At 51.4% G+C, this 26085-nt stretch carries 28 protein-coding genes, 2 pseudogenes and 1 other annotated feature; of the genes and pseudogenes, 23 read left to right on the top strand and 7 right to left on the bottom strand.

Annotated elements, in window-relative coordinates; genetic code table 11:
* Positions 1–28: 28 nt before the first annotated feature.
* Positions 29–958: a LysR family transcriptional regulator gene (locus BBI15_RS15470; RefSeq protein ID WP_068870929.1), complete on the bottom strand. Its 930-nt coding sequence runs from the start codon at positions 956–958 to the stop codon at positions 29–31.
* 158 nt (positions 959–1116) lie between these two features.
* Here BBI15_RS15470 and BBI15_RS15465 point away from each other — a divergent pair, with 158 nt between their 5' ends.
* The 9 genes from BBI15_RS15465 to BBI15_RS15425 all read left to right on the top strand — a co-directional run bounded on the left by BBI15_RS15465 (position 1117) and on the right by BBI15_RS15425 (position 9039).
* The gene (locus BBI15_RS15465) at positions 1117–2721 is read left to right on the top strand and encodes a gamma-glutamyltransferase family protein (protein ID WP_068870927.1); all 1605 of its coding nucleotides are present in this window, start codon (positions 1117–1119) and stop codon (positions 2719–2721) included.
* Between the two features lie 32 nt (positions 2722–2753).
* Positions 2754–3284, top strand: coding sequence for a chromate transporter (locus BBI15_RS15460; protein WP_068872630.1), 531 nt, complete (start codon positions 2754–2756; stop codon positions 3282–3284).
* A complete protein-coding gene (locus BBI15_RS15455; RefSeq protein ID WP_068870925.1) occupies positions 3281–3814 on the top strand; it encodes a chromate transporter in 534 nt (177 codons plus the stop codon). The genes BBI15_RS15460 and BBI15_RS15455 overlap by 4 nt, the downstream gene beginning before the upstream one ends.
* Before the next feature lie 16 nt (positions 3815–3830).
* On the top strand, positions 3831–4802 hold the full coding sequence (locus BBI15_RS15450; RefSeq protein ID WP_167358046.1) for a Bug family tripartite tricarboxylate transporter substrate binding protein: 972 nt from the start codon (positions 3831–3833) through the stop codon (positions 4800–4802).
* A gap of 93 nt (positions 4803–4895) precedes the next feature.
* Positions 4896–5381, top strand: a complete 486-nt coding sequence (locus BBI15_RS15445; protein ID WP_068870924.1) for a tripartite tricarboxylate transporter TctB family protein — start codon at positions 4896–4898, stop codon at positions 5379–5381.
* 27 nt (positions 5382–5408) lie between these two features.
* Positions 5409–6932, top strand: coding sequence for a tripartite tricarboxylate transporter permease (locus BBI15_RS15440; RefSeq protein ID WP_237150886.1), 1524 nt, complete (start codon positions 5409–5411; stop codon positions 6930–6932).
* Positions 6933–7064: 132 nt separating this feature from the next.
* A complete protein-coding gene (locus BBI15_RS15435) occupies positions 7065–7745 on the top strand; it encodes a FusB/FusC family EF-G-binding protein (RefSeq protein WP_068870922.1) in 681 nt (226 codons plus the stop codon).
* 12 nt (positions 7746–7757) lie between these two features.
* Complete coding sequence (locus BBI15_RS15430) at positions 7758–8045, top strand: hypothetical protein (protein ID WP_068872627.1); 288 nt, start codon at positions 7758–7760, stop codon at positions 8043–8045.
* Between the two features lie 103 nt (positions 8046–8148).
* Entirely contained in the window at positions 8149–9039 is an 891-nt protein-coding gene (locus BBI15_RS15425; RefSeq protein ID WP_068870920.1) for a fumarylacetoacetate hydrolase family protein, read from the top strand.
* A 42-nt stretch (positions 9040–9081) separates the two neighbouring features.
* Here BBI15_RS15425 and BBI15_RS15420 read toward each other — a convergent pair whose 3' ends face one another.
* Entirely contained in the window at positions 9082–9831 is a 750-nt protein-coding gene (locus tag BBI15_RS15420) for an SDR family NAD(P)-dependent oxidoreductase (protein ID WP_068870918.1), read from the bottom strand.
* Positions 9832–10003: 172 nt separating this feature from the next.
* Here BBI15_RS15420 and BBI15_RS15415 point away from each other — a divergent pair, with 172 nt between their 5' ends.
* The 5 genes and pseudogenes from BBI15_RS15415 (at position 10004) to BBI15_RS15395 (ending at position 13373) form a co-directional block, all read left to right on the top strand.
* The gene (locus BBI15_RS15415) at positions 10004–11260 is read left to right on the top strand and encodes a Y-family DNA polymerase (protein ID WP_068870916.1); all 1257 of its coding nucleotides are present in this window, start codon (positions 10004–10006) and stop codon (positions 11258–11260) included.
* A gap of 145 nt (positions 11261–11405) precedes the next feature.
* Positions 11406–12523 (top strand): annotated as a pseudogene (locus BBI15_RS15410) (GTP-binding protein).
* A gap of 15 nt (positions 12524–12538) precedes the next feature.
* Positions 12539–12688 carry a 50S ribosomal protein L33 gene (gene rpmG, locus BBI15_RS15405; protein WP_058382433.1) on the top strand — a complete coding sequence of 50 codons (150 nt, stop codon included), beginning with the start codon at positions 12539–12541 and terminating at the stop codon, positions 12686–12688.
* Positions 12689–12727: 39 nt separating this feature from the next.
* On the top strand, positions 12728–12997 hold the full coding sequence (gene rpsN / locus BBI15_RS15400; RefSeq protein ID WP_068870914.1) for a 30S ribosomal protein S14: 270 nt from the start codon (positions 12728–12730) through the stop codon (positions 12995–12997).
* A 22-nt stretch (positions 12998–13019) separates the two neighbouring features.
* Positions 13020–13373 carry a hypothetical protein gene (locus BBI15_RS15395; protein ID WP_068870912.1) on the top strand — a complete coding sequence of 118 codons (354 nt, stop codon included), beginning with the start codon at positions 13020–13022 and terminating at the stop codon, positions 13371–13373.
* An 81-nt stretch (positions 13374–13454) separates the two neighbouring features.
* On the opposite strand, the pseudogene BBI15_RS15390 reads toward BBI15_RS15395, so the two are convergent.
* Positions 13455–14693: pseudogene (locus tag BBI15_RS15390) on the bottom strand (MFS transporter).
* Positions 14690–15364 carry an ArsR/SmtB family transcription factor gene (locus BBI15_RS15385; RefSeq protein WP_068870910.1) on the bottom strand — a complete coding sequence of 225 codons (675 nt, stop codon included), beginning with the start codon at positions 15362–15364 and terminating at the stop codon, positions 14690–14692. Before BBI15_RS15385 ends, BBI15_RS15390 begins: the two are co-directional and overlap by 4 nt.
* Positions 15365–15521: 157 nt before the next feature.
* On the opposite strand from BBI15_RS15385, the gene BBI15_RS15380 reads away from it, so the two are divergent.
* The 4 genes from BBI15_RS15380 (at position 15522) to aldA (ending at position 18429) form a co-directional block, all read left to right on the top strand.
* Positions 15522–15764, top strand: a complete 243-nt coding sequence (locus tag BBI15_RS15380) for a hypothetical protein (RefSeq protein ID WP_068870908.1) — start codon at positions 15522–15524, stop codon at positions 15762–15764.
* On the top strand, positions 15754–16170 hold the full coding sequence (locus tag BBI15_RS15375) for an NUDIX hydrolase (protein ID WP_068870907.1): 417 nt from the start codon (positions 15754–15756) through the stop codon (positions 16168–16170). Before BBI15_RS15380 ends, BBI15_RS15375 begins: the two co-directional genes overlap by 11 nt.
* A 17-nt stretch (positions 16171–16187) precedes the next feature.
* Positions 16188–16877 carry a Type 1 glutamine amidotransferase-like domain-containing protein gene (locus BBI15_RS15370; protein ID WP_068870905.1) on the top strand — a complete coding sequence of 230 codons (690 nt, stop codon included), beginning with the start codon at positions 16188–16190 and terminating at the stop codon, positions 16875–16877.
* A 109-nt stretch (positions 16878–16986) separates the two neighbouring features.
* Positions 16987–18429: an aldehyde dehydrogenase gene (gene aldA / locus BBI15_RS15365; protein WP_084632969.1), complete on the top strand. Its 1443-nt coding sequence runs from the start codon at positions 16987–16989 to the stop codon at positions 18427–18429.
* Between the two features lie 53 nt (positions 18430–18482).
* On the opposite strand, the gene tyrS is transcribed toward aldA, so the two are convergent.
* Together tyrS and BBI15_RS15355 are read right to left on the bottom strand one after the other, a co-directional pair.
* A complete protein-coding gene (gene tyrS / locus BBI15_RS15360; RefSeq protein ID WP_068870901.1) occupies positions 18483–19697 on the bottom strand; it encodes a tyrosine--tRNA ligase in 1215 nt (404 codons plus the stop codon).
* Between the two features lie 79 nt (positions 19698–19776).
* Positions 19777–20018 (bottom strand) — a binding site (T-box leader).
* Positions 20019–20130: 112 nt separating this feature from the next.
* Positions 20131–20670 carry a helix-turn-helix domain-containing protein gene (locus BBI15_RS15355; RefSeq protein WP_068870899.1) on the bottom strand — a complete coding sequence of 180 codons (540 nt, stop codon included), beginning with the start codon at positions 20668–20670 and terminating at the stop codon, positions 20131–20133.
* 311 nt (positions 20671–20981) lie between these two features.
* Here BBI15_RS15355 and BBI15_RS15350 point away from each other — a divergent pair, with 311 nt between their 5' ends.
* The 4 genes from BBI15_RS15350 to BBI15_RS15335 all read left to right on the top strand — a co-directional run bounded on the left by BBI15_RS15350 (position 20982) and on the right by BBI15_RS15335 (position 24543).
* Positions 20982–21737, top strand: coding sequence for a GTP cyclohydrolase II (locus BBI15_RS15350; RefSeq protein ID WP_068870897.1), 756 nt, complete (start codon positions 20982–20984; stop codon positions 21735–21737).
* Positions 21730–22824 carry a bifunctional diaminohydroxyphosphoribosylaminopyrimidine deaminase/5-amino-6-(5-phosphoribosylamino)uracil reductase RibD gene (gene ribD / locus BBI15_RS15345; RefSeq protein WP_068870895.1) on the top strand — a complete coding sequence of 365 codons (1095 nt, stop codon included), beginning with the start codon at positions 21730–21732 and terminating at the stop codon, positions 22822–22824. The genes BBI15_RS15350 and ribD overlap by 8 nt, the downstream gene beginning before the upstream one ends.
* 12 nt (positions 22825–22836) lie before the next feature.
* Positions 22837–23412 carry a 5' nucleotidase, NT5C type gene (locus BBI15_RS15340; protein WP_068870893.1) on the top strand — a complete coding sequence of 192 codons (576 nt, stop codon included), beginning with the start codon at positions 22837–22839 and terminating at the stop codon, positions 23410–23412.
* 135 nt (positions 23413–23547) lie between these two features.
* Positions 23548–24543 carry a YhdH/YhfP family quinone oxidoreductase gene (locus BBI15_RS15335; RefSeq protein WP_068870891.1) on the top strand — a complete coding sequence of 332 codons (996 nt, stop codon included), beginning with the start codon at positions 23548–23550 and terminating at the stop codon, positions 24541–24543.
* A 79-nt stretch (positions 24544–24622) separates the two neighbouring features.
* On the opposite strand, the gene BBI15_RS15330 is transcribed toward BBI15_RS15335, so the two are convergent.
* On the bottom strand, positions 24623–25279 hold the full coding sequence (locus BBI15_RS15330; RefSeq protein WP_208599436.1) for a Type 1 glutamine amidotransferase-like domain-containing protein: 657 nt from the start codon (positions 25277–25279) through the stop codon (positions 24623–24625).
* Positions 25280–25470: 191 nt separating this feature from the next.
* Here BBI15_RS15330 and BBI15_RS15325 point away from each other — a divergent pair, with 191 nt between their 5' ends.
* Complete coding sequence (locus BBI15_RS15325) at positions 25471–26082, top strand: TetR/AcrR family transcriptional regulator (protein WP_068870889.1); 612 nt, start codon at positions 25471–25473, stop codon at positions 26080–26082.
* Positions 26083–26085: the final 3 nt, after the last annotated feature.

Below are 26085 nucleotides of genomic sequence, written 5' to 3'. Positions count from 1 at the left end.
GCCCTTTTTTCTGTGAAGCGTGCAGATATCATTTGTCCGCCAACCGCTTTTTCGTGTGCACCGATACTTTTTCATCGAGAACATAAGAATCAAGAAAGTCCAAGAATAGCTGGGCGGCTTGCGCATGGAAGCTCGAGCGATGGGTGATGTAATGGAAGCGGCTCTTATTCGGAAAATCGGACAGGCTGATCGCACCGATGGTTCCGGCATTCGTCTCGCTTTTGACGGTGGATTCGGAGAGGTAAGAGATGCCGAGGCCGAGTGCGACCGATTCCTTGATTGTCTGCGAGCTGCCAAAGCTCATTACTTTCTTGGGGGCGATGCCAAGCTGCGCGAACAGCTTATCGGTGACGTCACGCGTGCCCGAACCGGGTTCGCGGATAATCCATGTTTCCGCTTCAAGCAACCGGGGGTCGACTTGTGAATTGCGGATGATCGGGTGGTTGGGCCTGGCGATGATGACCATTTCTTCTTCCGTGAATAATTCGATGTCGATATCCTGGTTGCCGATGTCGCCTTCTACGATAAAACCGATGTCGAGTTCCTGTTTGTGGGTTTGCTCGATGATGGCCTTGGAGTTATGGATCGTAATGGAGGGTGTGATGTTCGGATGGCGCTTATTGAACGCATAGATGATGCTTGGCAGAAAGTACTCGCCGAATGTATAGGCTGCCCCGATCGACAAAGGCATAGCCGCCGACGGTTCGAGTTCCAGCAGGGAGATTTTCAATTGGTCGTATTTAAGGAGGATTTCCTTAGCCTGTGCGTAACTCAATTGCCCGGCTTCCGTTAACTGGACGTATTTATTGTTGCGGTCGAACAGCCGGACGCCGAGCTTTTTTTCGAGCGCCTTGATGCTTAAGGAAATGGCGGAAGGGGTCATGTGAAGCAATTCGGCTGCACGCGTGAAGCTTTTTTGTTCAGCTGTCGTGACGAAGATCTCTAATTTATGGTCCACGGTATCACCTCGTTAAGTTTTTCTCATTATACTATTAAATATATTTAATTTTACTTATGAAAAATGTTTTTGTAAAATTTGAATAATACAAAAAGACATCTTTATTCGGAAGGGCGAAAATTTATTCAACCGAATGAAAGGATATGGGAGGAAATGACATGGATTATTCAAATCACCCTTACCCGGGAAAACGCCATACGGTCTTCGGCAAAAAAGGCATGGTGGCGACATCACAGCCGCTTGCCGCACAGACAGGGCTTGAAATATTGAAAAAAGGCGGCAACGCCATCGATGCGGCGATTGCGACTGCTGCCACTTTAACTGTCGTTGAACCGACATCAAATGGCATCGGGGGAGATGCCTTCGCGCTTGTGTGGGTGAAAGGCGAGCTGCACGGCTTGAATGCTTCCGGACCATCCCCTCAGGAATTGACGATCGAAGCAGTGAAGGCGAAAGGGCATGAGAAGATGCCGACGCACGGGTTGGTGCCAATTACGGTTCCAGGAGTTCCCGCTGCATGGGCGGAGCTCTCGGAACGCTTCGGAAAATTACCGCTTGCTGAAACATTGGAGCCCGCGATCCGCTACGCGGAGGAAGGCTATCCGCTGACGCCGATTCTCGGCAAGTTCTGGAAAAAAGCGTATGACAATTTCAAGAAGACTTTCACCGATAAAGAATTCAAAGCCTGGTTCGAAACTTTCGCACCGGATGGCCGCGCGCCGGAAATCGGCGAGATGTGGAAATCGCCTGGCCATGCCGACACGCTCCGTAAAATCGGCGATAGCGATGCCAAAGCCTTTTACGAAGGCGAGCTGGCAGAGAAAATCGACAGCTTCATGACGGAACACGGCGGCTTCCTGAAAAAACAAGACTTAGCCGCGTATAAGGCGGAATGGGTCCAGCCGATCTCGACGAGCTATAAAGGGCATGAAGTATGGGAAATCCCGCCGAATGGCCAGGGCATGGTCGCACAAATGGCGCTCAATATCTTCAAGCAGCTGGACGAGCCGGCATGGCAGAGCGGCAACACGCTGCACCAGCAAATCGAGTCGATGAAATTGGCCTACACGGATGGCCAGGCGTTCATTACCGAACAAGCTGACATGCCAGTGACGGCTGAACAGCTACTGTCCGATGATTATGCCGCAAGCCGCGCGAAACAAATCGGCGCTGAAGCCGTGGACCCGGTTCCGTATGAACTGCCACAAGGCGGGACGGTCTATCTTGCGGCGGCCGATGAAGAAGGCAATATGATTTCGTATATCCAGAGCAATTACATGGGCTTCGGATCGGGAATCGTCATTCCTGGTACCGGCATCAGCCTGCAAAACCGCGGGGCGGATTTCTCGCTCGATGAAAATCACCCGAACGCCTTGAAGCCCGGCAAGCGCACGTTCCATACGATCATCCCGGGATTTTTGACGAAAGCGGGCGAGGCGGTCGGGCCGTTCGGTGTCATGGGCGGCTATATGCAGCCACAGGGCCATTTCCAAGTCGTGGTGAACACGCTTGATTACTTATTGAATCCGCAAGCGGCACTCGATATGCCACGCTGGCAATGGATGGGTGGCAAGAAAGTGACCGTGGAAGCGGAATTCCCGAATTACCTGGCACAGGAATTGCAGCGAAGAGGGCATCAAGTGGAAGTGATGGCCGATCCAGGAAGCTTTGGGCGCGGCCAGATCATCTGGCGCAATCCCGAAACAGGCGTGCTTGCAGGAGGCACGGAATCCCGGACGGATGGGGCGATTGCTGTTTGGTAAAAGAACAAAGCGTCAAATCGATCGATCTCGCCATGGCTTTTTTCCGTGCAGGCATGCTCGGATTCGGCGGCGGGCCGGCAGTCATCCCGATCATGCAGCGCGACGTAGTGGAACGCTACGGCTGGATGACGGACGATGACTACGGCGATACGATTGCCCTCGCCAACACAATGCCTGGGCCGATCGCGACCAAACTTGCCGGCTATATCGGCTATCGTGTGGCGGGGCTGCGTGGATGTTTGATTGCCCTGGCCGCCTCCGTCATTCCGACCGTCATCTTGATGATCCTGCTTCTCGGCATCCTGCAAAATTATAAAGATGTGCCGTGGGTGGCGAATATGTCAAATGCGGTTGTTCCGGTCGTGGCCGTCATGCTCGGTGTCCTGACGTGGAATTTTATCCAGCAATCCGAAAAAGCGCTCGGATGGAGCCGGGCAATCCTGTTGATCGTTATTTCAATTCTTCTTCTGGAAGTGTTTGGTCTGCATCCGGCTTTTCTGATCGCCGCTTTGATTCTTCTGGTCCTCGTACCATTCATTAAAAGGACGGTGAGCAGAACATGATTTACTGGCAGATTTTCCTGGCTTTCTTCATTCCGGGCATCGTCGGTTACGGCGGCGGGCCGGCCTCGATCCCGCTCGTCGAAAAGGAAGTCGTGGATCGCTATGGCTGGATGGATACACAGGAATTCAGCGAAGTGCTGGCGCTTGGCAACTCCTTGCCTGGCCCGATTGCAACTAAAATGGCAGGGTACATCGGCTATGCCGAGGGAGGTGCCCTTGGCGCCATCGCCGGCCTGTTCGGGGCAGTTGCGCCATCGCTGATCCTGATGATTGCGCTTATGGCGGTTCTTTTCAAATACAAAGATTCACGCGAAGTGAAAAACATCTCGAAAGTCGTCAAGCCGGTCATCGCCGTCTTGATCGGCGTCATGACATTAGACTTTATCTTAACTTCGGAAGCGTCGCTCGGAGGCCTCCAGACGGCAATCCTGATGGTGGCAAGCTACCTGATGCTCGAGAAATGGAAACTGCACCCTGCTTTGGTTATTGGTCTGGCGTTGTTGTATGGGGCGCTGACAGGAATTTCTTAAAAAAGGAGAAATGTATATGAAAAGAAATGCATGGAGAAAAATGGCGCTGGCTACAGGAGTTTCAGCAGCTGCACTTGGGCTTGTAGCTTGCGGTGAAGAAGATAGCGGGGCAGCAGTCGAGAATTATCCGGAACGTGAAGTGGAAATGATCATTCCTTGGGCTCCAGGAGGAGGGAGCGATATTGAAGGCCGCCTCGTCGCTGAACACGGCGGCAATCATTTTGACCAATCCTTTGTTGTCATCAATTCACCTGGGGTCGGCGGTACGGTCGGTTTGGAAGAATTGACTGAACGGGAAGCTGACGGCTATAGCATTGGGCAAATTCACGAAGGGCTCCTAGTTGCCCACCATACAGACATTACATCAATCAATTATGACAGCTTTGAACCTATTGCTTCAATGTCCGCCTCCGATCAGATTTTGGCGGTCTCGAATGACCTGGGGATCGATTCCCTGGAAGAATTCGTGGAATATGGCAAAGAAAATGAAGTGCGCTTCGGCGGAACGGTGGCCGGTATCCCGCGTGTGTGGGTCGAGCAACTTGGACGTGCACTTGAGATAAATTACAATCTCGTTGGCTACGAAGGCTTGAGCGAAGCGATTCAAGCACTCGCAGGCGGCCATATCGATGCAGCGATTGTCGATTATTCGTCAGCAAATGAATTCGTCGAAGCGGGGCATATGAAATTCCTGGCCATCGGTACATCGGAACGCATCGAGAGATTGCCCGACGTCCCGACATTCGTGGAAAGCGGCTATGACGTGACAATGAGCATCAACCGCGGTTATGTCGCCCCAGAAGGCACAGACCCTGCAATCATTGAAAAATTGGCAACTGCTTTCGAAGAGGCTTCAAATGATCCAGCTTATATCGAGGCCGTACAAAATGTAGGAACCGAAGTCGATTTCATGGGGCCGGAAGAATATCGTGCTCATTTAGAGGAACAAGACGAAATCATTAGCGAAATCGTTCAGGACCTCGAATAGAAAGTGGACTAAATGGATGTTACAGCGGAAGCCTGGGGGCGCGTCTAGACTCCCGGGCTTCATGCATCCAATAAGAAGGTGAGGAACAACATCATGGGTGAGATATTGATAGGTTTGGCATTGATTGCGCTTGGCGCAGTCATTTATCTGCGATCGAACGATTTCCCGGCGCTCAACGAAGTTCATCTCGATGCCGGCTCCTTTCCAAAATTGATTGCCGGGCTTTTGATTTTATTGTCGCTCATGCTGATCATCAAGCAGGGACTGGCTCTCATGAAGTCTAAACCGACTGGTGACGAGCGGCAAGGAGCAGGTGAAAGAGCGCGAGGTTTTTATAAAGAATATAGATTGGTAATTCTGACACTATTGGTTTTCTTTATTTACATTTTCCTGATGCAATTTATCGGATTCGTCGTCTCCACAATCGCATTCATTATCTTTACGGGTTTGCTAGTAGGTTCCCGGGCCAAAAAAGACATTATAGTCATCACCATTGTTTCTGTCGCCGTCACACTCGGGACCTATTTCTTCTTTGAAAACTTCCTGAATGTCCGATTCCCCTCCGGAATCTTCTTTTAAACCAACATAGAAAGGAGGTCTTTCTAGATGATGGACTTGTTTATTCTAGGAATTGCTGAAATATTTCAATGGCGTATTTTGTTAATCATCTTGGTAGGGGTAATCGTTGGGATTTTGGCGGGTCTGATCCCGGGCTTTACGGTCGCCATGGCGATTGTGCTGACGCTTCCGCTGACATTCGGCATGGACCCTGTATCGGGTGTCGCAGCGATGGTCGGCGTCTTTGTCGGAGGCATGTCCGGCGGTTTGATTACGGCAGCGCTGCTTGGAATCCCTGGTACGCCTTCATCAATCGCCACGACCTTCGATGCTTACCCGATGGCGCAAAAAGGGGAGCCGGGCAAGGCGCTATCGATCGGCATTTGGGCGTCATTTCTAAGCTCGATCATCAGCTTCATTCTCCTTGTCTCGATTGCGCCTCAAATCTCCAAATTTGCACTGATGATGGGGCCTTGGGAAATGTTCTCGCTCATCGTCGTTTCCTTGACGATCATTGCAAGCGTCACGGGCGATTCAATAATTAAAGGTTTGATAGCCGGCTTGTTCGGTATTCTCATTGCAACAGTCGGAGCAGATCCGATTTCCGGTATCTCACGCTTTTCGTTCGATTTGCAAACTTTGAGGGCGGGCATCCCCTTCCTGGTGGTGTTAATCGGGATGTTTGCGATTTCGCGCCTTCTTGTCTCACTTGAACGCAAAGAGCTGGACAAAGACGACGCCAAGCGCGCTGAAGAGAAATTAAAGGATGTCCAATTTGTCCTGCGTCCAATCCATACCATGCTGACGGTTTTAAAGAAGCCGGGTACGTTGCTCGGTTCTTCTGCCATCGGTGCCATCATTGGTGCGATTCCTGGCGCGGGCGGAAGTATCGCCAATATAGTAGCCTATGACCAAGCAAAGAAATGGTCCAAAAATCCAGAGAAATTCGGGACAGGCTGTGAAGAAGGCGTTATTGCTTCAGAAGCCGGAAACAACTCCACGGTCGGCGGTGACTTGATCCCGACAGTGGCTCTAGGCATACCGGGTTCAGCAGTTACAGCTGTATTGCTCTCTGCATTGATGGTCCATGGCATCACGCCGGGCCCTTTGCTGATCGTCAATGAGCCGAACATCGTCGGCGGTATCTTCTTTGCCTTTCTTGTCGCCTCTTTCTGGATGCTGATCACCCAGTTTCTTGGTATGCGCTATTTCATGAAAGTGACGCAGGTTCCGGTACAAATACTAGTCCCGGTGATACTGGTATTATGCGTAATCGGAACATTCGTTCTCAATAATCGGTTTACGGATCTCTACATTTTGCTCGTTATGGGGTTCATCGGTTATCTTTTCACCAAGTATAATTTTTCCTTGGCTCCAGCGATTATCGGGGTTATTCTCGGGCCGATCGCAGAAGTCAACCTACGCCGTGCAGTTATGGCCGATCCGGAATGGACATTGTTTCTGACACGCCCCATTTCCTTAACATTCCTCATTCTGGCTATACTGTCCATCTTATTCACCGCATGGCAGAACTACCGCACCAACTATCGCTTGAAAAAGAATATCAGCTAATTGCCAAGGCCAGTGACCCGCTACAATACCCGGGTTATTGGCTTTTGTAAATGGGCTATAATGGAAACGAACTTTTAGATGAAGTATGATGAAAGAGAACATAACCAGAACCTGAAAAGGAGATGGAGAGCGATGACCATCATCAAAGAGTCGACGGATCGGACAAATGTATCAGGACAGCCTGAAGCGTTTATCCGCAACCATCAATATAATTTCATTAAAGAACAGGCCTTGGCGCTTGTGACGGCGCATGCGACGGCGAACGATGCGGAAGTGCTGAGCGTGTTGCGCCATTTGAGCCATGAAAAAGTGTTCGCATTGTTTCCGGCGTTGACAGAAGAGCAGAAAAACGTATTGCGCCCATTGACGGCGGTAAAAGACACTGACGCTGCGGAAGAGTTTCTGGCGGGGCTGCGCCCTTACTTGATTCCCTTTCCAACTGTCAACCTCGACAATTTAAAGCGTTTGTTTCCAAAAGCGAAAAGGCTGAAAGGGCCGAATCTCCCGGCGATGGATTTCCATGCTTTGTCGTATTTGTCCTGGCAGGAAAACACCAACCGCTTTTTGGTGGCTGAACGCAATGGCCGACTGCAAGCCGTGAGCGGCCAATTCGGCGCGAGCCGCAAGCAGGGCGTCTGCATGATTTGCCATAAACACAGCTCGGTCGGCTTATTCATGGCCAAGACCAAAGGCGCGAACATTGACAGCTACGTCAAGCACGGCCAGTACATCTGTGCAGATGAAACGGCGTGCAATGCCCGCTTGACGACCGTCGACCGTCTCGAGAAATTTTTAGATCGGCTGGAACGCTAAATGGCAGAGGGCATGGATTGGGTATGGTTAATCGGGCTCTCGATAGGGGCAGTCGGGGCGGTGTATTTATTGCTGAGCCAGCGGATCCAGGCATTGGAGGTGCGCATGAAACATATGTCAAAACGCATTGAACAATTGGAAGCGGAAGTGAGTTTAGAAGAACCGGCGATCAATGACGAGCTGCGGCGCTTGATTGCCGAAGGGCAGGAAGTCCGCGCAGTGAAAGCGGCGCGTGTCGCGTTCGGCTATTCGCTCATCGAAGCGAAGCAATATATCGATGGATTAAAAGAGAACGATTGAAACCAACAGGCTTTCCTCTAGAAGGAAAGCCTGTTTTTCTGTCTTTCGGCAGGGTTTCGGCCGAAAGAGACCGAAATAAGAGAAAGGAAAGGGGGGATGTGTGATGCGCCTCGCGACAATCCAGTGGAACGGCACAGAAGAAGCGGCACTGGTCATGAAGGACGGATTTTTGCCATTGCGCAAACTCAACGAACATACGGCGGAAAACTGGCCGACCGATTTGTTTACGCTGATCGAAACAGGAGAACTTCAGCTATTGAAAAGATGGCTGAGGGAGGAATTCGAGCGCATGCCTGAAGGGGCGCTCGAGGCATCGCTTATGCCGTTTTCCGAAGCGGATTACGCGCCTCTATACCGGCATCCGCGGAAAATTTGGGGCATCGGGCTGAACTATGCCGAACATGCCGCAGATTTGAAGGAAGTATCGCCCGACACCGAACCGGCAAGTTTCATGAAACCCGATACGGCAATCATTGGGCCGGGCGATGTGATCGAGCTGCCCAAGCAATCTAACCGGGTGACGGCGGAAGCGGAGCTCGGCATCATTATCGGGACGGAATGTGAAAACGTTTCGAGAGAAGATGCGTTTGATGTAGTGGCGGGCTTCACGACCATCATTGATATGACCGCGGAAGACATTCTTGAGAAAAACCCGCGCTATTTGACGCGCGCAAAAAGCTTCGACACCTTCTTCAGTTTCGGGCCGGAACTTGTGACGCCCGACGAAGTGGATGCGGTACTTGAACTAACGGTGGCAACCGTCAAGAACGGGGAAATCCACCGGAAAAACAGCGTCTCGAATATGACGTTCCGGCCGCGGGACCTCATAGCGTTTCATTCGGAAGTGATGACGCTATTGCCCGGAGACATCATCTCGACCGGGACGCCGGGGGCAGTCGTCATCCGCGACGGCGATGTGGTCGAATGCCGCATCGACGGCTTCAAAACCTTGCAAAACCCGGTCGTAGATTTGAAATTGCCGGGCCGTGAATAAGTAAAAGACGGACATCCCCGAATGCTGGGTGTCCGTCTTTTTCTATAATGCGGCCATGCCGCCATCCACGCGGTACTGGGTGCCTGAGATGAACGAACTTTCGTCGGAAGCAAGAAACAGCACAAGATTGGAGATATCCTCGGATTCAGCGTAGCGGCCGAGCGGAATCGTTTTCGACAAAGTTTTTTCAGTTGTACCGAGTCCTTCCTCGAGCGAGCGCATCATGCGTGAATTGACCGGCGACGGGTGGACCGAATTGACGCGGACTTGATGGCGTGCACTTTCGTAAGCTGCAGCTTTCGTCAAACCGACGACCGCGTGCTTTGATGTGATATATGGGCTGACGTTCGGTGAACCGCTAAGGCCCGACACCGACGACATATTAATGACGCTCCCGGAGCCTTGTTTGTACATGACCGGCAGCACATGTTTCATTCCGAGAAAGACGCCGCGCACATTGATGTCGATGACTTGGTCGAAATCTTCCACTGTCTGCTCGATGAGTGGAGCGACACGCCCTTCGATCCCTGCATTGTTGAAAAACACGTCGATCTTGCCAAATGCTTCGACCGTTTTATCGACAAAGTTTTTGACGTCCGCTTCTTTGGAGACATCCGCTTGGACAATTTCCACCTCGCTGCCAAGTTCTTGTTTTGTTTCTTGGAGCGCTTGTTCAGAAATATCGACAAGTACGACTTTTGCCCCCTCCTTCAAAAACCGCTCCGCCGTCACTTTGCCGATTACGCCAGCGCCTCCGGTAATGACGGCCACTTTTCCTTTCAATCTTGCCATTATGCCATTCCCCCTCGAATTGTTCTTTCCAACTGTGCTCTCTCAGTTTACTGATTATCCCAAAATAGTTCAAAACATTCTGCCTTTTCTTGAATTTCCTTTCTTTTGCCTCTTGCCGCTTACTATTTTTTCCGCTAAAATAAGAACAAACGTTCTATTTGGGAGTGGCGACATGGGAAATCAAACAGGAAAGCCCCGCTATATCGCCTGTATCGACATGCGTAGCTTTTACGCCAGCTGCTCAGCGGTCGAGCGCGGCCTCGACCCGATGGAAGCATGCATTGCCATCGTCGGGAACCAGGAGCGAAAAGGCAGCGTCGTGCTCGCGGCCTCTCCGGAAATGAAAAAACGCTTTGGCGTCAGAACCGGCACGCGGCTATTTGAAATTCCGGACCATCCGGATATCCTGCTTATTGAACCGAGGATGCAGTTTTACTTGGAGATCTCGATGGCGATCACGGAGCTGTTCGCCCAGTATGTCCCGAAAGAAGACATCCATGTCTACAGCGTGGATGAGAGTTTCATCGATTTGACCGGCATCATCCATTTGTACGGCACGCCGGAAAAAGCAGCCATCGACATGCAGGATTCGATCATGCGCCAATTCGGCTTGCCGTCCGCAGTCGGCATCGGGCCGAATATGCTGCTGGCCAAGCTCGCACTCGATCTTGAAGGCAAGAAAAAAGGGCTCGCGCATTGGACAATGAAAGACGTGCCGAGAAAACTATGGCCGGTTTCCCCGCTCAGCAAAATGTGGGGCATCGGCAGCAAGATGGAGCGCAACCTTAACAATATGGGAATCTTCACAGTCGGCGATTTGGCGCGGGCGGACGTCAAACGGCTGGAAGACCGCTTTGGCATCATGGGCCATCAGCTGCACCAGCACGCGCGCGGCATTGACTATTCGGAGCTTGGGTCGCTGCTCATCGAAGGGCAGAAAAGCTTCGGGAAAGGCCAAATCCTCTACCGCGACTATGAAACGCGTGAAGACATCCTGACGATTGTGCTGGAGATGTGCGAAGACGTCGCCATGCGCACACGGGAAGCGCGCATGGCGGGGCGCACGATCCATCTTGGCATGAGCTACAGCAAAACATCATTTGGCGGAGGCTTTTCGCGCTCGCGTTCCATCGACGAGGCAACCAACGACACCTTGAAAATCTATGCCGTATGCAAAGAACTGTTCCGCGAATTCTATACCGGCCAGCCCGTCCGGCAAATCTCGCTGTCCATCACCAATCTGGAGGACGAGACCTCGATGCAGCTGAGCTTGTTCGAAGCGGATAAATGGCAAAGGCGGCGCCTTGGCGCGGCGATGGATGCGATCAAGCGCAAGCACGGGCCGACCGCGATCTACCGGGGCGTTTCCGGAACGGAGGCGGGCACGGCGATTGACCGCACGAAGCTGATCGGCGGGCATAAGAAATGAAGTGCTTGGAATGGAGAAAACCCTGTCAGCTTGGCAGGTTTTTTTAATTCCACGAAAAATACTTGCACAAATGAGCAAAGCGCTTTAGTATATAAAACGTAATCGTTACGATTTGATGACTGAAATAATAAAGGAGTTAGATCATATGGACAAGCGCATCCCCATCACCGTATTGAGCGGATACCTGGGCGCGGGCAAGACGACGCTATTGAATCATATCTTGACGAATCGCGAAGGCTTGAAAGTCGCAGTGATCGTCAACGACATGAGCGAGGTGAACATTGATAGCGCGCTCGTTCAAAACGGCGGCTTTTCCCGCACGGAAGAAAACTGGTCGAAATGCAAAATGGCTGCATTTGCTGCACGTTGCGCGAAGACTTGATCGTAGAAGTCGAGAAGTTGGTGAGCGAGGGGGATATCGATTATATCGTCATCGAATCGTCCGGCATCAGCGAGCCGGTTCCGGTCGCACAGACCTTCAGCTATATGGACGACGCGCTCGGCGTGGACCTGTCCGCTCTGTGCCGGCTCGATACGATGGTGACGGTCGTTGACGGCCACGGCTTCTGGCGTGATTTCGCTTCCGGCGAAACTTTGCTCGACCGGAAAGAAGGGGCGACGGAAGCCGATGAACGAGAGATTTCCGATTTGCTCATCGACCAGATCGAATTTGCGGATGTGATCCTGTTGAACAAAACCGACCAGCTTACGGACGACAAAGCGGACGAGTTGCACGGCGTTCTGCAGGCCTTGAATCCGTCTGCGAATATTCTCCGCACCGAGCGTTCGCAAGTGGCACTCGGTGAAGTGCTCGATACCGGACGCTTTGATTTGGACAAGGCGAGCCAAGGCGCGGGCTGGATCAAAGAGCTCAATGAAGAACATGTGCCGGAAACAGAAGAATACGGCATCGCTTCATTCGTTTACCGCAGTGAAACCCCGTTCCATCCGAAGCGTTTGTTTGGCTGGATCATGGACTGGCCGGTGGAAATCGTCCGTGCCAAAGGATTTTTGCGCATCGCTACGCGCGATTCGTTTGCGACTTTATTGTCCCAGGCCGGGCCGTCTGCGAGCCTTGAGACAGCAGGCGTGTGGGACGAGGCATACGGCGTGAAAATGACCGAGTTGGTGTTGATCGGCATCAAGATGGACCAACAAGACATCATCCAATCGTTGGATGGCTGCTTACTGACACAACAGGAAATGGCGGAAGACTGGAGCGGGTTCAATGATCCGCTGCCGCAAACAGCCATGACTCATTAAAAAGGAGGAACTAACATGAGAGTGAACATTACACTGGCTTGCACAGAGACAGGCGACCGCAATTACTCGACGACCAAAAACAAGCGCAATAACCCAGAGCGCATCGAACTGAAAAAATATTGCCCGCGCTTGAAAAAAGTGACTTTGCACCGCGAAACGAAGTAATCTAGCGAAAATTATTGCATAATAGAGAGGAGCCTATCGATGGCCAAGAAATCGAAAGTAGCACGCGATAAAAAACAACGTGAAATGGTGGCGCGCTATGCGGAACTCCGCAAAGAACTGAAAGCGCAAGGCAATCATGAAGCATTGGCGAAACTGCCGAAAGACTCGTCGCCAACCCGTTTGAAGAACCGTTGCGAAGTGACCGGGCGCCCGCGCGGTTTCATGCGCAAATTCGGCATGTCCCGCATCGCATTCCGTGACCTTGCACATAAAGGGCAGATCCCCGGCGTCAAAAAATCAAGTTGGTGAGACCATAAAGGAGGCGTGGGCAATGAACGATGGCATGATTGCCTATTTGCTGAAAAGCGAAGTGGCGAAACTGGGTGAGGAGCAGCGGCAATTGTACCGTTTTATCACAGAGTTGGAAGATGCGCTGGCTGAACAAGCGGACACCGTAGAGGAATTTCGCCGTTTGCTGGTGCTTCACTCACCGTTCGAGCAGGCGGCGTACCGCTTCAACCGCTCGTTCAAGGAAGTTGCCGCCATGATGCAGCAAATCGAAGCGGAGCTCGGCGATAAGATCGAAGCCCGCCGGGAACGCGCTAAATGGATCGACTATACAGACCGTCTCACTGGTGAAGCAGGGCAGAAAGACAAGCAAGTTTTTTTGTTCGTTAGTGAATGAATGCCATCAAAATATGCAAAAGCCGCCAGGACATGTCCATGTCCTGGCGGCTTTTTTCGTCGTTGTGATGATTCAGTCCACTCATTTCTTTAACTGGTGTGCTTTCTCCAGAAGCGTCTCCTTCATACGCAAGGCAGCCATCACCCCGGCCATCATCGGCAGAAGGGCAACCAAGCCGATCGCCCATTCGACATTGATGACGTCGGTCAGGATGCCGGCGAATAATGCGCCGAAGGCATAGCCGCTGTCGCGGAATGACCGGTAGACACCCATTGAAGATGCCCGCCAAGAAGGGGCGGCCACGTCGCTGATCGCTGCCTGCAAGGTCGGATACACCATGGCAGTACCGAGGCCGAGAAGGACGGAAGCCACCACCCATAAGCTGTATTGGCCGGCCATCAGCAATAGCCATAGCGAAGCGGCTTGCAGCCACATGCCGCCAGCGATCAGCCACTTCCGTCCCCAGCGGTCGCTCAATGCTCCGGTAAACAATTGGAAAAAGCCCCACGCGGCCGGATACAAGGCGACGAGTAAGCCGATTTCCGGGACGCTCAGCCCGACACCGGCGAAAAATAGCGGAAACAAGCCCCACGCCATGCCATCTTTCAAATTCGTGGAAAGCCCGGCGAAAGTGGCGGTCGACAGCGCCGGGTTTTTGAACGCTGTGCGCTTGAATACTTCGCCTGCTGAAAGGGCGGCGTCTTGTGACGACGACTTCGCCTGGCGCTTCAAGTGTTCGCCGGTATCCCGGACGAGAAACGACAGCATAAGGCCGATGACGACAACTGCCAATCCGATATAAAACGGTTCGGGGCGGTTCGAGAAGGTCGCGGCAATGTAGCCCGACAAGGCGGCCATGACGGCAACGCCCGTATAACCTGCAAATTCATTGAGCCCGACCGCAAGCCCACGCTCTGTCGGCTTTGCGAGGTCGATTTTCATATTCACTGTCATCGACCAGGCGAGGCCTTGGTTAATGCCGAGGAAAATATTGGCGACGACGATCATCCACTAAGCATCGGCGAAAATGACGAGCAGCGGCACAAATAGCCCTGCGCTCCAACCGACGATGAGCACTTTCTTGCGGCCCAGCCGGTCGGCGATGGCGCCGGCAAAATAATTGACGATCGCTTTCGAGAAACCGAAGCTGATAATGAACGATAGCGCCGCACTTGCAGACGCAAGCCCGAATTCTTCTTCGCCGATAATCGGCAGGATGGTCCGCTCGAGCCCGACCATCGAACCGACGAAAAAGTTCGTCAGCACGAGCAGGAGGAATTGGACGATATTTTCTTTAATGCCGAATTGGATGTTTTTCATAAGGACTCTTCCCCATAGCCGTCGATTTCCCGGGAAATGGCCGAGTCTGCCGGCCCTTCGTCCAGGCGGTACGCTTCAATCCCGCGTTCGCGGAGCAAGCGGACGGCATCGCTTGCGTAGAGGCAATAAGCGCCCCGGCAATAGGCGATGATTTTCTTGCCAACCGGCAATTGCTTCAGGTTCTCTTCGAGTTGCGCTAATGGAATCGATAAGGCATCCGGCAAATGGCGGCTGGCGTATTCGTCTTCAGCCCGTACGTCGATCAATACGGCACTCCCACTCGCCACTTCTTTCAATGCCTCGGCCGTAGAAATGACCGGGACCGAGCCGCCCGCTGTCGTTTCCGATGCCCGCACTTCGCCCATATCGGAAAATTGCCGTTCAGCGAGCCGTTTCGTCAATTGCAATAGTTTGGCGACTTCGGGGTCTGCCAGTTCGTAATAATGATGGTTTTTCACTTTCGAAGAAGCGACCAGGCGCGCTTCACGCAATGCTTGCAGATGTTGTGATGTATTCGCCACCGACATATGCGTCTCGTTCGCCAGGCGTTCGACCGTCTTCGGCCCTTGCGCCAAATAATCGAGCAGCTCGAAACGCCTTGGGCTCGATAAGGCTTTGCTGATTTTCGTGAAATGCCCGTAGGCGAAATCTTTGAATTCCCGTGCTTCCATTCAGGTCACTCCTTATCTATTCAAGTGTTTTGTTGAATAGGTAGAGTGTAATGGAATGACTCAGGATCTGTAAAGAGCAGGTGCTCGGTTAACTTACTTTGATCATTTGAAACTTTATACGAATAAAAGCGTAATTAGCAGTAAGGAGTGGTCAATAATGGCATATTGTGCAAATTGCGGAACCGAGTGGAAAGTGAAAGATATCTGGAAACTGGGCGTATCAAAAGACGGCAAGAACTGTCCATCTTGTGATGCGAGGCAGTACGTATCGTTTAATAATGGCGGATTTTTGATGGGGCTTGGGTATGTGAGCGGAACGATCGGGCTGTTGCTTATCGTGCTGTTTCCGTATTATATCCGTTTAAGCAATCAGAAAGATAAAGAGCTGTATGGGGAATAGAGGAGCGGTCGTACTTATCGAAGAAAATAAGGTGGCATTGATCAAACGCGTACGCGACGGTTCTGTGTATTATGTTTTTCCGGGCGGTGGCATGCAACAACATGAAACACCAAAAGCTGCAGCGAAAAGGGAAGCATTCGAGGAACTGGGTGTGCAAGTGGAAATCCAAAGGCTTTTCGCAAAAATAGCCTATCAAGGCGATCAGTATTATTTTACAGCGAAAAGGATCGGCGGCATATTCGGAAGTGGTCTGGGAGAAGAGTATACTGACCCGGACCGGCATAGTGGAACGTACGAACCGGTATGGGTCGAACTAAAAGAGTTGCAAGATGTCGATGTGAAGCCGCGAGAAGTTGCGATGAAATTGCAGCGTTTGCTTGAAGAGCAACAGATACACAAAAAGTAATTGCAGGAGGAAACCCGATGAAACAGATTATCGCACTGGGCGGAGGCGGCTTCTCGATGGAGCCGGACAATCCACTGCTCGATTTATACATATTGGGACAATCACAGAAAGAAACGCCGAAAATCTGCTTTATCCCAACGGCGAGTGGGGATGCAGATAGCTATATCGGCCGTTTCTACGATTTCTTCAAACAGCAAGATTGCGAGCCTACGCATCTGTCGTTATTCAAGCCGCCTGCACAAGCACTGGAAGAGTTGGTCTTGTCGCAGGACATCCTGTATGTCGGCGGGGGCAACACGAAAAACCTGCTTGTACTGTGGAAGGAGTGGGGCTTGGACCGGATCATCGAAAAAGCCTGGAACCAGGGAATCATCCTGGCCGGCATCAGTGCAGGGTCGATTTGCTGGTTCGAACAAGGTGTCACCGATTCTTATGGTGAGGATCTCCATGCGCTGGCTTGCTTAGGCTTTCTGCCCGGCAGCAATTGCCCGCATTACGACGGGGAAGCAAACCGGCGTCCTGCGTTTCAGCGCTTGCTTACAGAAGGGCTGATCAAGCCGGGGCTCGCCGCGGATGACGGCGCAGCGCTTCATTTTATCGGACAGGACTTGCATGGCGCAGTCAGCTCACGCCCCCATGCCAAGGCTTACCGGGTTGCCCGGGGATCTGAACAGGAACTGGAGACGCGCTTTCTGGGAAAAGAATGACCTTTCGTGTGGGTTTCGGTCTTGTCTAAGCATGTTAGTGCAGAAGGCCAAGTTTACCGGTAACTGGGAAGGGAAAAACCTACTAATTTGAAAATTAGGAGGAGATCTTTTGCAAACTCATCAAATGTACGTGAACGGTGAATACATCATTTCCACTGGAGATGAATGGATCGACATTATCAATCCGGCAACGGAACAAGTGATTTCCAAAATTCCAAAAGGCACGGAACAAGACGTGGATAAGGCAGTTGAAGCGGCGCATCAGGCACAGCAGGCATGGGAATTGACGCCGAATATCGAACGCGGGAAAATCGTCCGCAAACTGGGGGATAAGATCGCCGAGAACCGCGATAAGTTCATCGACCTATTGCAGGAAGAACAAGGGAAAGACTATGAACTCGCGAGCGGCGAAGTCGACCTCGCGATTGATTACTTCCATTATATGTCCGAATGGGCAAGACGGATCGAAGGGGAGATCGTGCCTAGCGACCGGCCGAATGAAAACATCCTTGTCTATAAAAAGCCGATCGGCGTCGTGGCGGGTATCATTCCGTGGAACTTCCCGGTATTCATCTTGGCGAGAAAAGTCGCGACAGCGCTTGTCACAGGCTGCACGATTGTCATCAAACCGAGCCAACAGACACCGAATACCGCCATGGAATTCACGAAAATCGTCGACGCGATGGAGGAAATCCCGGCAGGCGTCTATAATGTCGTAACCGGAACTGGCTCTGAAATCGGCAATGCGCTGGCTTCGCACAAAAAAGTCCAGATGGTCACCATGACCGGGAGCTTGCCGGCTGGAACGAAAGTGATGGAGGCGGCAGCGAAAAACATCACCAAGGTCAATCTGGAACTGGGCGGCAAAGCGCCGGCCATCGTCACACAGAACGCCGATCTGGACCTGGCCGCAAAAGCCATCACCATGTCGAGGCTCGCAAACGGCGGACAGGCGTGTACGAATGCCGAGCGCCTTTATGTCCACGAAAGCGTGGCAGAGGAATTCACCCAAAAACTCGTCGAAGCGTTTGAAGCGACCAAGCTTGGCAACCCAAGAGAAGATAAAGACGCGGACATGGGGCCATTGATCAGCCAGGACCGTTTGGAAACGGTCGAGGGCATGGTGAAAGAGGCTGTCGCACAAGGGGCGAATCTTGCGACTGGCGGTGAGCGGCCTAGCTTTGACGCCGGCTTCTTCTATAAACCGACCATCTTGACGAATGTCTCGCATGATTCCGACATCATGCGAGAAGAGATTTTCGGGCCGGTGCTGCCGATGACCACTTACAGCACCTTGGAGGAAGCGATCGACATGGCCAATGATACCGTCTACGGCTTATCGTCTTCTGTCTATACCGACGATTTGAACGAAGCGATGCGCGTCGTCAATGAGATGAAGTTCGGCGAAACTTACGTCAACCGCGAAAACTTCGAGGCGGTGCAAGGCTATCACGCCGGCATGCGCCAATCCGGCCTCGGCGGGGCGGATGGCAAGCACGGCATGGAAGACTTCCTCGCGACTCAAGTCGTTTACATGCAATACAAAAAATAGATTGAATCACCAAAGGCGCAGAACGGTATCCGTTTCTTCGCCTCTTTATATGGTTATTTTTCAAAGCGCACGAAGCGCTTTTTGCCGATCTGCAGGACGTCACCGTTGTAGACGACCGTATCGAGTTCTTCTTGCGTCAACTTCTCGCCATTGAATGATACCCCATTTTGGCCGATAAGCCGGACGAATTCGCTTTTACTGCGCACGAAACCGGACGCGACGAACTGCGGGATGATCTCCCCGATGCGTTCCTTGCCGATTTCCACCAATAGCGAAGGGATGTTTTCCGGGATTTCGCGCTTTTGGAAAGCGGTCTCGAAATAGAGGCGTGCTTGTTTCATCGCTTCTTCGCCGTGGTAGAGCCTCGTGATGATTTCCGCCAGCTCCAATTTAATATTGCGCGGATTCTCTCCTGCTTCCAAGCGGTCGAGGATGGATTCGACGGACAAGGGGTCTTCGTCTGTCGCGAGTTCGAAGTATTTGAAGACCAGGGGATCGGGGATTTCCATCACTTTTTTGAACATGACTTCAGGCGCTTCGCTGACGCCGATGTAATTGCCGAGGCTTTTGCTCATCTTCTCCACGCCGTCGAGCCCTTCGATCAGCGGCATGAAAATGGCGACTTGCTTTTCCTGTCCCATATGCTTTTGCAGCGTGCGGCCCATCAAAATATTGAAAGTCTGGTCGGTGCCGCCGATTTCGATGTCCGCTTTCAGTTCAACGGAATCGTAGGCTTGCATGAGCGGGTAGAAAAACTCATGAAGGCCGATCGGCGACTGGTTTTGGTAGCGGTTCTGGAAATCGTCGCGTTCAAGCATGCGTGCGACCGACGTGCTGGCAGCGAGTTTCAAGACTTCCTCGAAATTCAATTTCGACAGCCATCCGCTATTGAAACGTACCGTCGTTTTCGTTTCGTCGAGCACTTTGAAAATCTGTTCACAGTATGTTTCCGCGTTTTTCCGGACCTCCTCGTCACTGAGTGCGGTCCGCCCTTTCGCCTTGCCGGAAGGATCGCCGATGCGCCCGGTGAAGTCGCCGATCAAAATGACCGCCTGGTGGCCGAGGTCCTGCAATTGCTTGATTTTGCGCAGCACTACCGCGTGGCCAAGATGAATATCAGGGGCGGACGGGTCGAGCCCGAGCTTGATCGTCAGGGGGCGCTGTTCATTGTATGAGTGTTCAAGCTTTTGGAGCAATTCGCCTTCCTCGATGATTTCGGCGGCTCCTCTTTCAATGATTTTCAATTGTTCGGCTGGGGTGAGTCGCATGCTAACATCTCCTTGTCTTTGAAATCGTCCATATCGCAAAAACGATCAGAATACAAAAAAGCGCCCTTAGGGAAAAACCCTAAAGGACGCGGATATGCGTGTTACCACCTTAGTTCGGAAGCTGCTCGCACAGCTTCCCTTGGAAAGTACGGCCGAAGCGATACTCCTGCATGGATGACGGATGCAACTCCGGTGTAGCCTACTGAAGGTTCGGTACACAGCTCAAAGAGGTATTTCCCCGGACACCGCATGCGCCTCTCATCAACCGGCTGCTTTCTGTATGCTTCAGTCACGGGTACTCGTTCTTATCATCGCTTTTCTTCTTATATTCGACCTGCCTTGGCAAATCTTCGTTATGCAGATATTGTGTTTCATTATAACGGGAATAAAAAAGAAGTCAATCGCGAAATGGCCGGATGGATGGCCAAAGAGATTACAGGATATCCATCAATTCCGTATCGGAATAAATCGAGATATAGATGATGGCCTTATCTTCCCCAATGTTTTTCACGAAATGCGGGACACTGGCATTCCAGCTGAACGAGTCGCCTTCTTCGACGACGAATGAATCTTCCCCTTGTTCGGCGAAAATTTTCCCCTGCAGCACGAGGTGGGATTCTTCACCTTCATGGGCATGCGGCTCGCCGATCGAGGCGCCTGGGGGAATCTCGATGATCATCGTCCGCAAACCACCCTTTGAAGCCAAATGTTCGATTTTCAAGTGATTGTATGAAGAATTTCTCCTCTCCCCTTTGCGGACGACGCGCATATGCTGCTGCTTTTCCAACAGCAAATACGAAAGGGGGACCTTCAAGAAAGCGGCGATCGTATTGAGTGTCGTAATGGAAGGAGATGTATTATTGTTCTCGATGTTGCTGATGAACCCTTTTGACAGGCCGGTGCCTTCGCACATTTGAGCGATGGTGATTTTCTTGCGGTTCCGAATGGCACGAATCTTTGCCCCGATTTCCAAGTGGATGACCCCCATTTGTTTTCTTTTAAGAAACTTATTTATATATTAACAAATAAATCATTGACATTCTAGTTTACTGAAGTTATTTTATAGATAACAATTATTCCTTTCAGGAAACTATTTATTTTTGGTTAAGTGTTTTCTCATAAGAATATTAAATCTCCATAAGAAACAAACCGCGAGCGATGGATATCGCATTATTTCCAGTGGCTGATGCTTTCTTCTTGGAGAAACCCGCTGAATGATGGCATTATTTACATTAGCAAGTGAAAAACGGTTTTTAAAAATTTCCTAAAAAGAGGTGCGTGTGAATGGCGCAAGTAAAATTCGATTCCAAGATGCTGTCGGCTCTAGAAGGCAAAATTCAATTGATCCAAAAAGAACAAGGGGCGATCTATCTGGTCGGCCCGATTCAGCTTCCGGTCAATTTATACGGGGAAACGGTGACCTTCCAATGGTACTGTTGGCTGGGCTGCGACGAAGTGGCCACGGATTACCAAAAAGTGATCGAAAAATTATCTTCCTCTAATTTGGCGGAACTGCAACAATCGAGTGTATTGGCGTATGGTGATTTCGCTAATGATGAAGAGGCCTTGATCCGGATGCATTCTATTTGCCATACAGGCGATATTTTCGGCAGCAAGCGCTGCGATTGTGGCTATCAATTGAAAGAGTCGATGAAAATGATCGTCGAACACGGGACAGGCGCGTTGTTCTATCTCGCGAACCATGAAGGAAGAGGCATTGGGCTGTTCAGCAAGGCGATGGCTTACCTGCTTCAGGAAAATGGCTACGATACCGTCGATGCGAATGAAACGCTCGGGTTTGAAGACGATACGAGAAACTACGATGATGCGATTGCGGTATTGCGTGCATTGCGTTCCAAGCCGGTGACACTTCTGACCAACAACCCGAAAAAACTGGAAGCCATGCAAAATGCGGGTTTGCAGTTATCGGGCAGACAGGCTTTATGGGGAGATCATTCCGAGTTCAACGAAAGCTATCTCCAGACAAAAGTGAGGCGCTCCGGCCATCTAGAGGAAGAGGTGGCTTGCCCGAATGTTTAACGATGAATTTTACATGAACTTGGCGATTCAAAATGCACAGGCGATGAAAGGGCAAACCGACCCGAATCCATTAGTGGGCGCGGTCATCGTCAACGACAACCAGATTGTAGGCATCGGGGCGCACATGAAGGCAGGGGAAGCGCATGCTGAGATCCATGCCCTCCAAATGGCGGGGAAAAAAGCACAAGGCGCAACCATCTATGTGACGCTCGAGCCTTGCTCGCATCACGGAAAAACAGGTCCTTGCGCGGAAGCCATCGTGAAAGCGGGGCTGAAAAAAGTCGTCATCGGCACGCTGGACCCGAATCCCCTCGTTTCTGGAAATGGCGTGAAGATACTGGAAGCTGCGGGAATCGAAGTCGTGTCCGGGGTCGAATCGGAAAAGGCCTGGCAATTGAACGAAGTATTCAATACCTTCATCACCGAAAAACGCCCTTTTGTGACATTGAAAGCGGGCATTACCTTGGACGGCAAGATCGCGACGCATTCCTATGACAGCAAATGGATCACATCAGCTGAATCGCGCCGGGATGCACACCAGCTCCGGCATGAAAATATGGCGATCCTGGTAGGCGTCAATACCGTCATCCAGGACGACCCCGAACTGACCGCCCGAATCCCGAATGGGCGCAACCCGGTCCGCATCGTCATCGATTCCGGTTTGAAGATCCCGCTGGCGTCGAAAGTGGCACAAGACAAAAAAGCGGACACGTGGATCTTCACGAGCCAACAGCCGGATGAAGCCAAAGAGCAGCAATTGTTGTCGGCCGGCATCAAAGTCGTCCGGACGGGCGGCGTGAAAAGCGTGGACTTGAAGGAAGCATTGGCTGTGTTGGGGGAAAACGGGATCACATCCGTGTTGATTGAAGGCGGGGGCACGATCAACGCCTCGTTCCTGGAAGCGCAGCTGATCGATAAAGTGATTTTATACATCGCCCCGAAATTAATCGGCGGCAAAGGAGCGCCAAGCTTTTTGGGGGGCGCAGGATTCGATAAAATGAACGAAGCGATTGAATTGGCGGATGCCGAAATCACGAAGATCGGCAAGGATTTCAAGATGACCGGCTACCCGATCTACGAATCGTAAAGGAGTTATCGCATGAAAATTGGGTTCGATATCGATGATACATTGATCAATTTAAGGGAATACGCTTTTCATCTCTATAATGAGAAATTGAACAAAGAAGTGCCGCTCGCTGTTTTTCATCGTTTGGAAAGAGTGGAAATCCACGAAGCATTTGAGCTGACGGATGAACAGGGAGCGGAAATGTGGAATTCCTCACTGGAAGACATTTATTTCAACTCATGCCCGCCGTTTCCGGACGCGGTGGAGACGGTGCAGAAACTGGAGAAAAGCGGCCATGAGATTTTCTATATTACATCGCGGCCGAAAGCGCATGGGGAACGCACCTTGGAATGGATGAAAACACAAGGTTTCCCGATCGAAGAAGAGCGGTTTTTCTACGGAATGAAAGACCACGAAAAAATCCGCTTTATCGAGAAAATCGAATTGGATTATTATTTCGATGACAAGCCAGAAGTATTGAACACCCTGGCAGACAAAGGAAAAACGACAGTGATCGTCAAGGACCAATCCTATAATCGCCATTTGAACTTCCCGAGGATCCAGGAGTGGTCAGAAGTAGAGAACTTTATCGATACGGAAGGGTTTTGAGGTAAGTGGGCCGTTGCAGCATGTCATAAAGCTGCGACGGCTTATTTTTGAAGGGGCCAGTATTTTGAAATCCTTCGGCGCTAGTAGTTTTGCTTATGCAGGGATTCGGGAAGAGACAGGTAAGGAGGGATTTTCATGAATCCATTTAAAGCGATTGTCATCAAAGAGCAACAGGGCGAAATCGTCTATGGGGTTGAACAAATCGATGAGCAGCAATTGTCGCATGGAGACGTCTTGGTGAAAGTGGCCTATTCGTCGATCAACTACAAAGACATGCTCGCGGTGCAGAAGAAAGGCGGCGTTATCCGCGATTACCCGATGATTCCAGGGATCGACTTCAGCGGCACGATTGTACATACAGGGGATAGCCGATTCCAGGAAGGGCAGGAAGTGATCGTCACCGGCTTTGAGATGGGAATGAGCCATACCGGCGGGTTCGCTGAATATGCCCGCGTTCCGGCCGAGTGGATCGTCCCGCTGCCGGAGGGCTTGAGCCTGAAAGACGCCATGGTGTTCGGGACGGCCGGGTTCACGGCGGCCCTGTCCATTCAAGCGCTCGAACGGCACGGCATGGACCCGAAAAACAATCCGTCGCTTTTGGTGACGGGATCGACTGGCGGGGTCGGCAGCCTTGCCTTGCAGATTCTCTCGAAGATCGGCTACACGAACATCACGGCATTGGTGCGGAAAGACCGCCAAGTGGACGTGGCGAAATCGCTCGGGGCTGGCCAAGTCATTTTCCCGGATGATCTGGGCGAATTGAAAAAGCCGCTCAGCAAGCAAAAGTTCGATTACGTCCTCGATACTGTCGGCGGCGATGTTGCGTCAGTCATCATCCCGCAAATTTCCTACGGCGGCAGCATGAGCATGTGCGGCAATGCGGCTGGCCTCCAGCTGACGACGACGGTCTTGCCGTTCATCTTAAGAGGCGTCAATCTGCTCGGCATCGATTCGGTCAATGTGCCGATCGAAAAACGGGGCGAGATCTGGGATAAGATGTCCTCCGATTGGAACATCACCCAAACGGCCTTGACGGACGAAATCTCGCTCGACCAAGTTCCCGAGACGATCGAAGCGATCAAGAACGGCGAGCATTTGGGAAGAACCATTGTTAAGTGCCAAGAGAATTGAACCGATAGAAAAACGTTCGGCAAGCATGTAAATGCGTTTGCCGAACGTTTTTTGTTTTGCCTATTGATAAGCCATGAAGCTAAAAAGTTTCTTCCACTTTCCGGACTTGTGAGCGCGACATGGCATAGACATCCCCGAAAATGTCGAGATGGCCCTCTCGTGTGCGTAGGGCACAGTCTTTATTGGACGCATACACGTCCATTTCCTCCGACAGCGCAGACAGTTCTTCTTGGACGAGTGCCATATTGTTTTCGAGATCGAAATGGGACAGCACAGAAAAAGGATCCAGGGCGAGCCCGTCACACACGGTGTCCATGCCCAAAGGATACCCAAAGCGTTCCGAGCATTTCCATTTAGCGGACATATTGATCGCCCCGGCGCTCGCGCCCATGACCAAAGCCGCGCTCGTTTTGATCGGCTCTGCCAATTTGAACTCCTTCAAAAACCGGTTTTGCTTAAGCGTATCTCCGCCCAATAGAAAAATGGCCGAGGCATCCCTGATTGAGGCATGTGCCACTTCGCGCTCTATGCTCGAATCGATAAGATGGTATTCGTCGAATGAAATGCCCGCCTGATTGAGCCATGAACGCTCCACAGCCCCATCAACTTCAGGGTCAGATGGGTCCGAGCTGACCATCACGAGCGATTTCCGTTCCGTAAGATCTTCCCTTAATGCTTTGCTTAAGTTCTCCGGAAAAAAATCCGTAAACCAGCCTAAATAATAATGGGTTTTCATAAGGGCCTCCTTAATGAACTGGACTATAGCCATTATACAGCCAATCAGGCCCGTGAAACCACTTGCGCCGGAAGCCTCGATGTAAGTGCCCATAAAACTGTTCGGCTCTCTTATGATTGCCCAAAGGGAAAAATTGCACATTGGGCAATATTCGTGGTATAACAGGAAAGGATTGAAAAAGGGGTGATGAGATGCCAGATGGCAATTTGCGGGATCAGAAAAAAATAGCGACGCGCCAGGCCTTGGCGGAAGCGGCGTTTAATTTAGCGTGGGAGCGTGGCGTGGACGGGTTTGTCGTGGAAGATATCGTCCGGACGGCAGGCTATTCGCGCCGGACCTTTGCCAATTATTTTTCATGCAAGGAAGAAGCGGTCGCCAACGCCTTGACGATGGACGATTATTCGCAGCGAGACGGCCAATTCGCCTTTTCCACAGAAAATTACACGCCTTTAGACACCATCGAATTGTATATCCGGGGGAGTTTCACGATCAATAAGCTCAGGCGGCTAAACCAGCTTGTTTCGCTGTCGCGCGACTACCCGGCGCTTAAGCTCTATGTCACCGGGGCGTTGATGAAAGTGCAGGATTTTGCGAAACGCGGCATCAGCGAAGCGTTCGGCAGCGATTATCCGGAAGAGTATTACCATATCCTGATTGGTGCCGTATTCGGGGCGATTTTGCCGGTTCTGGATGAAAGCATCGCCGTCAAATTGCCTGAGGACGGGGAGCAGGGTGAAACGGACAATGAATTCAACCGATACATCGATACCGTCTTTGCCCATTTGCGAAAAGGCTTTAATTAATCA

The organism is Planococcus plakortidis (assembly GCF_001687605.2).
In the GTDB taxonomy this organism is placed as follows: Bacteria; Bacillota; Bacilli; order Bacillales_A; family Planococcaceae; genus Planococcus; species Planococcus plakortidis.
Note: the sequence above shows the minus strand (reverse complement) of the source record. Positions and strands in the feature narration are given on the sequence as shown.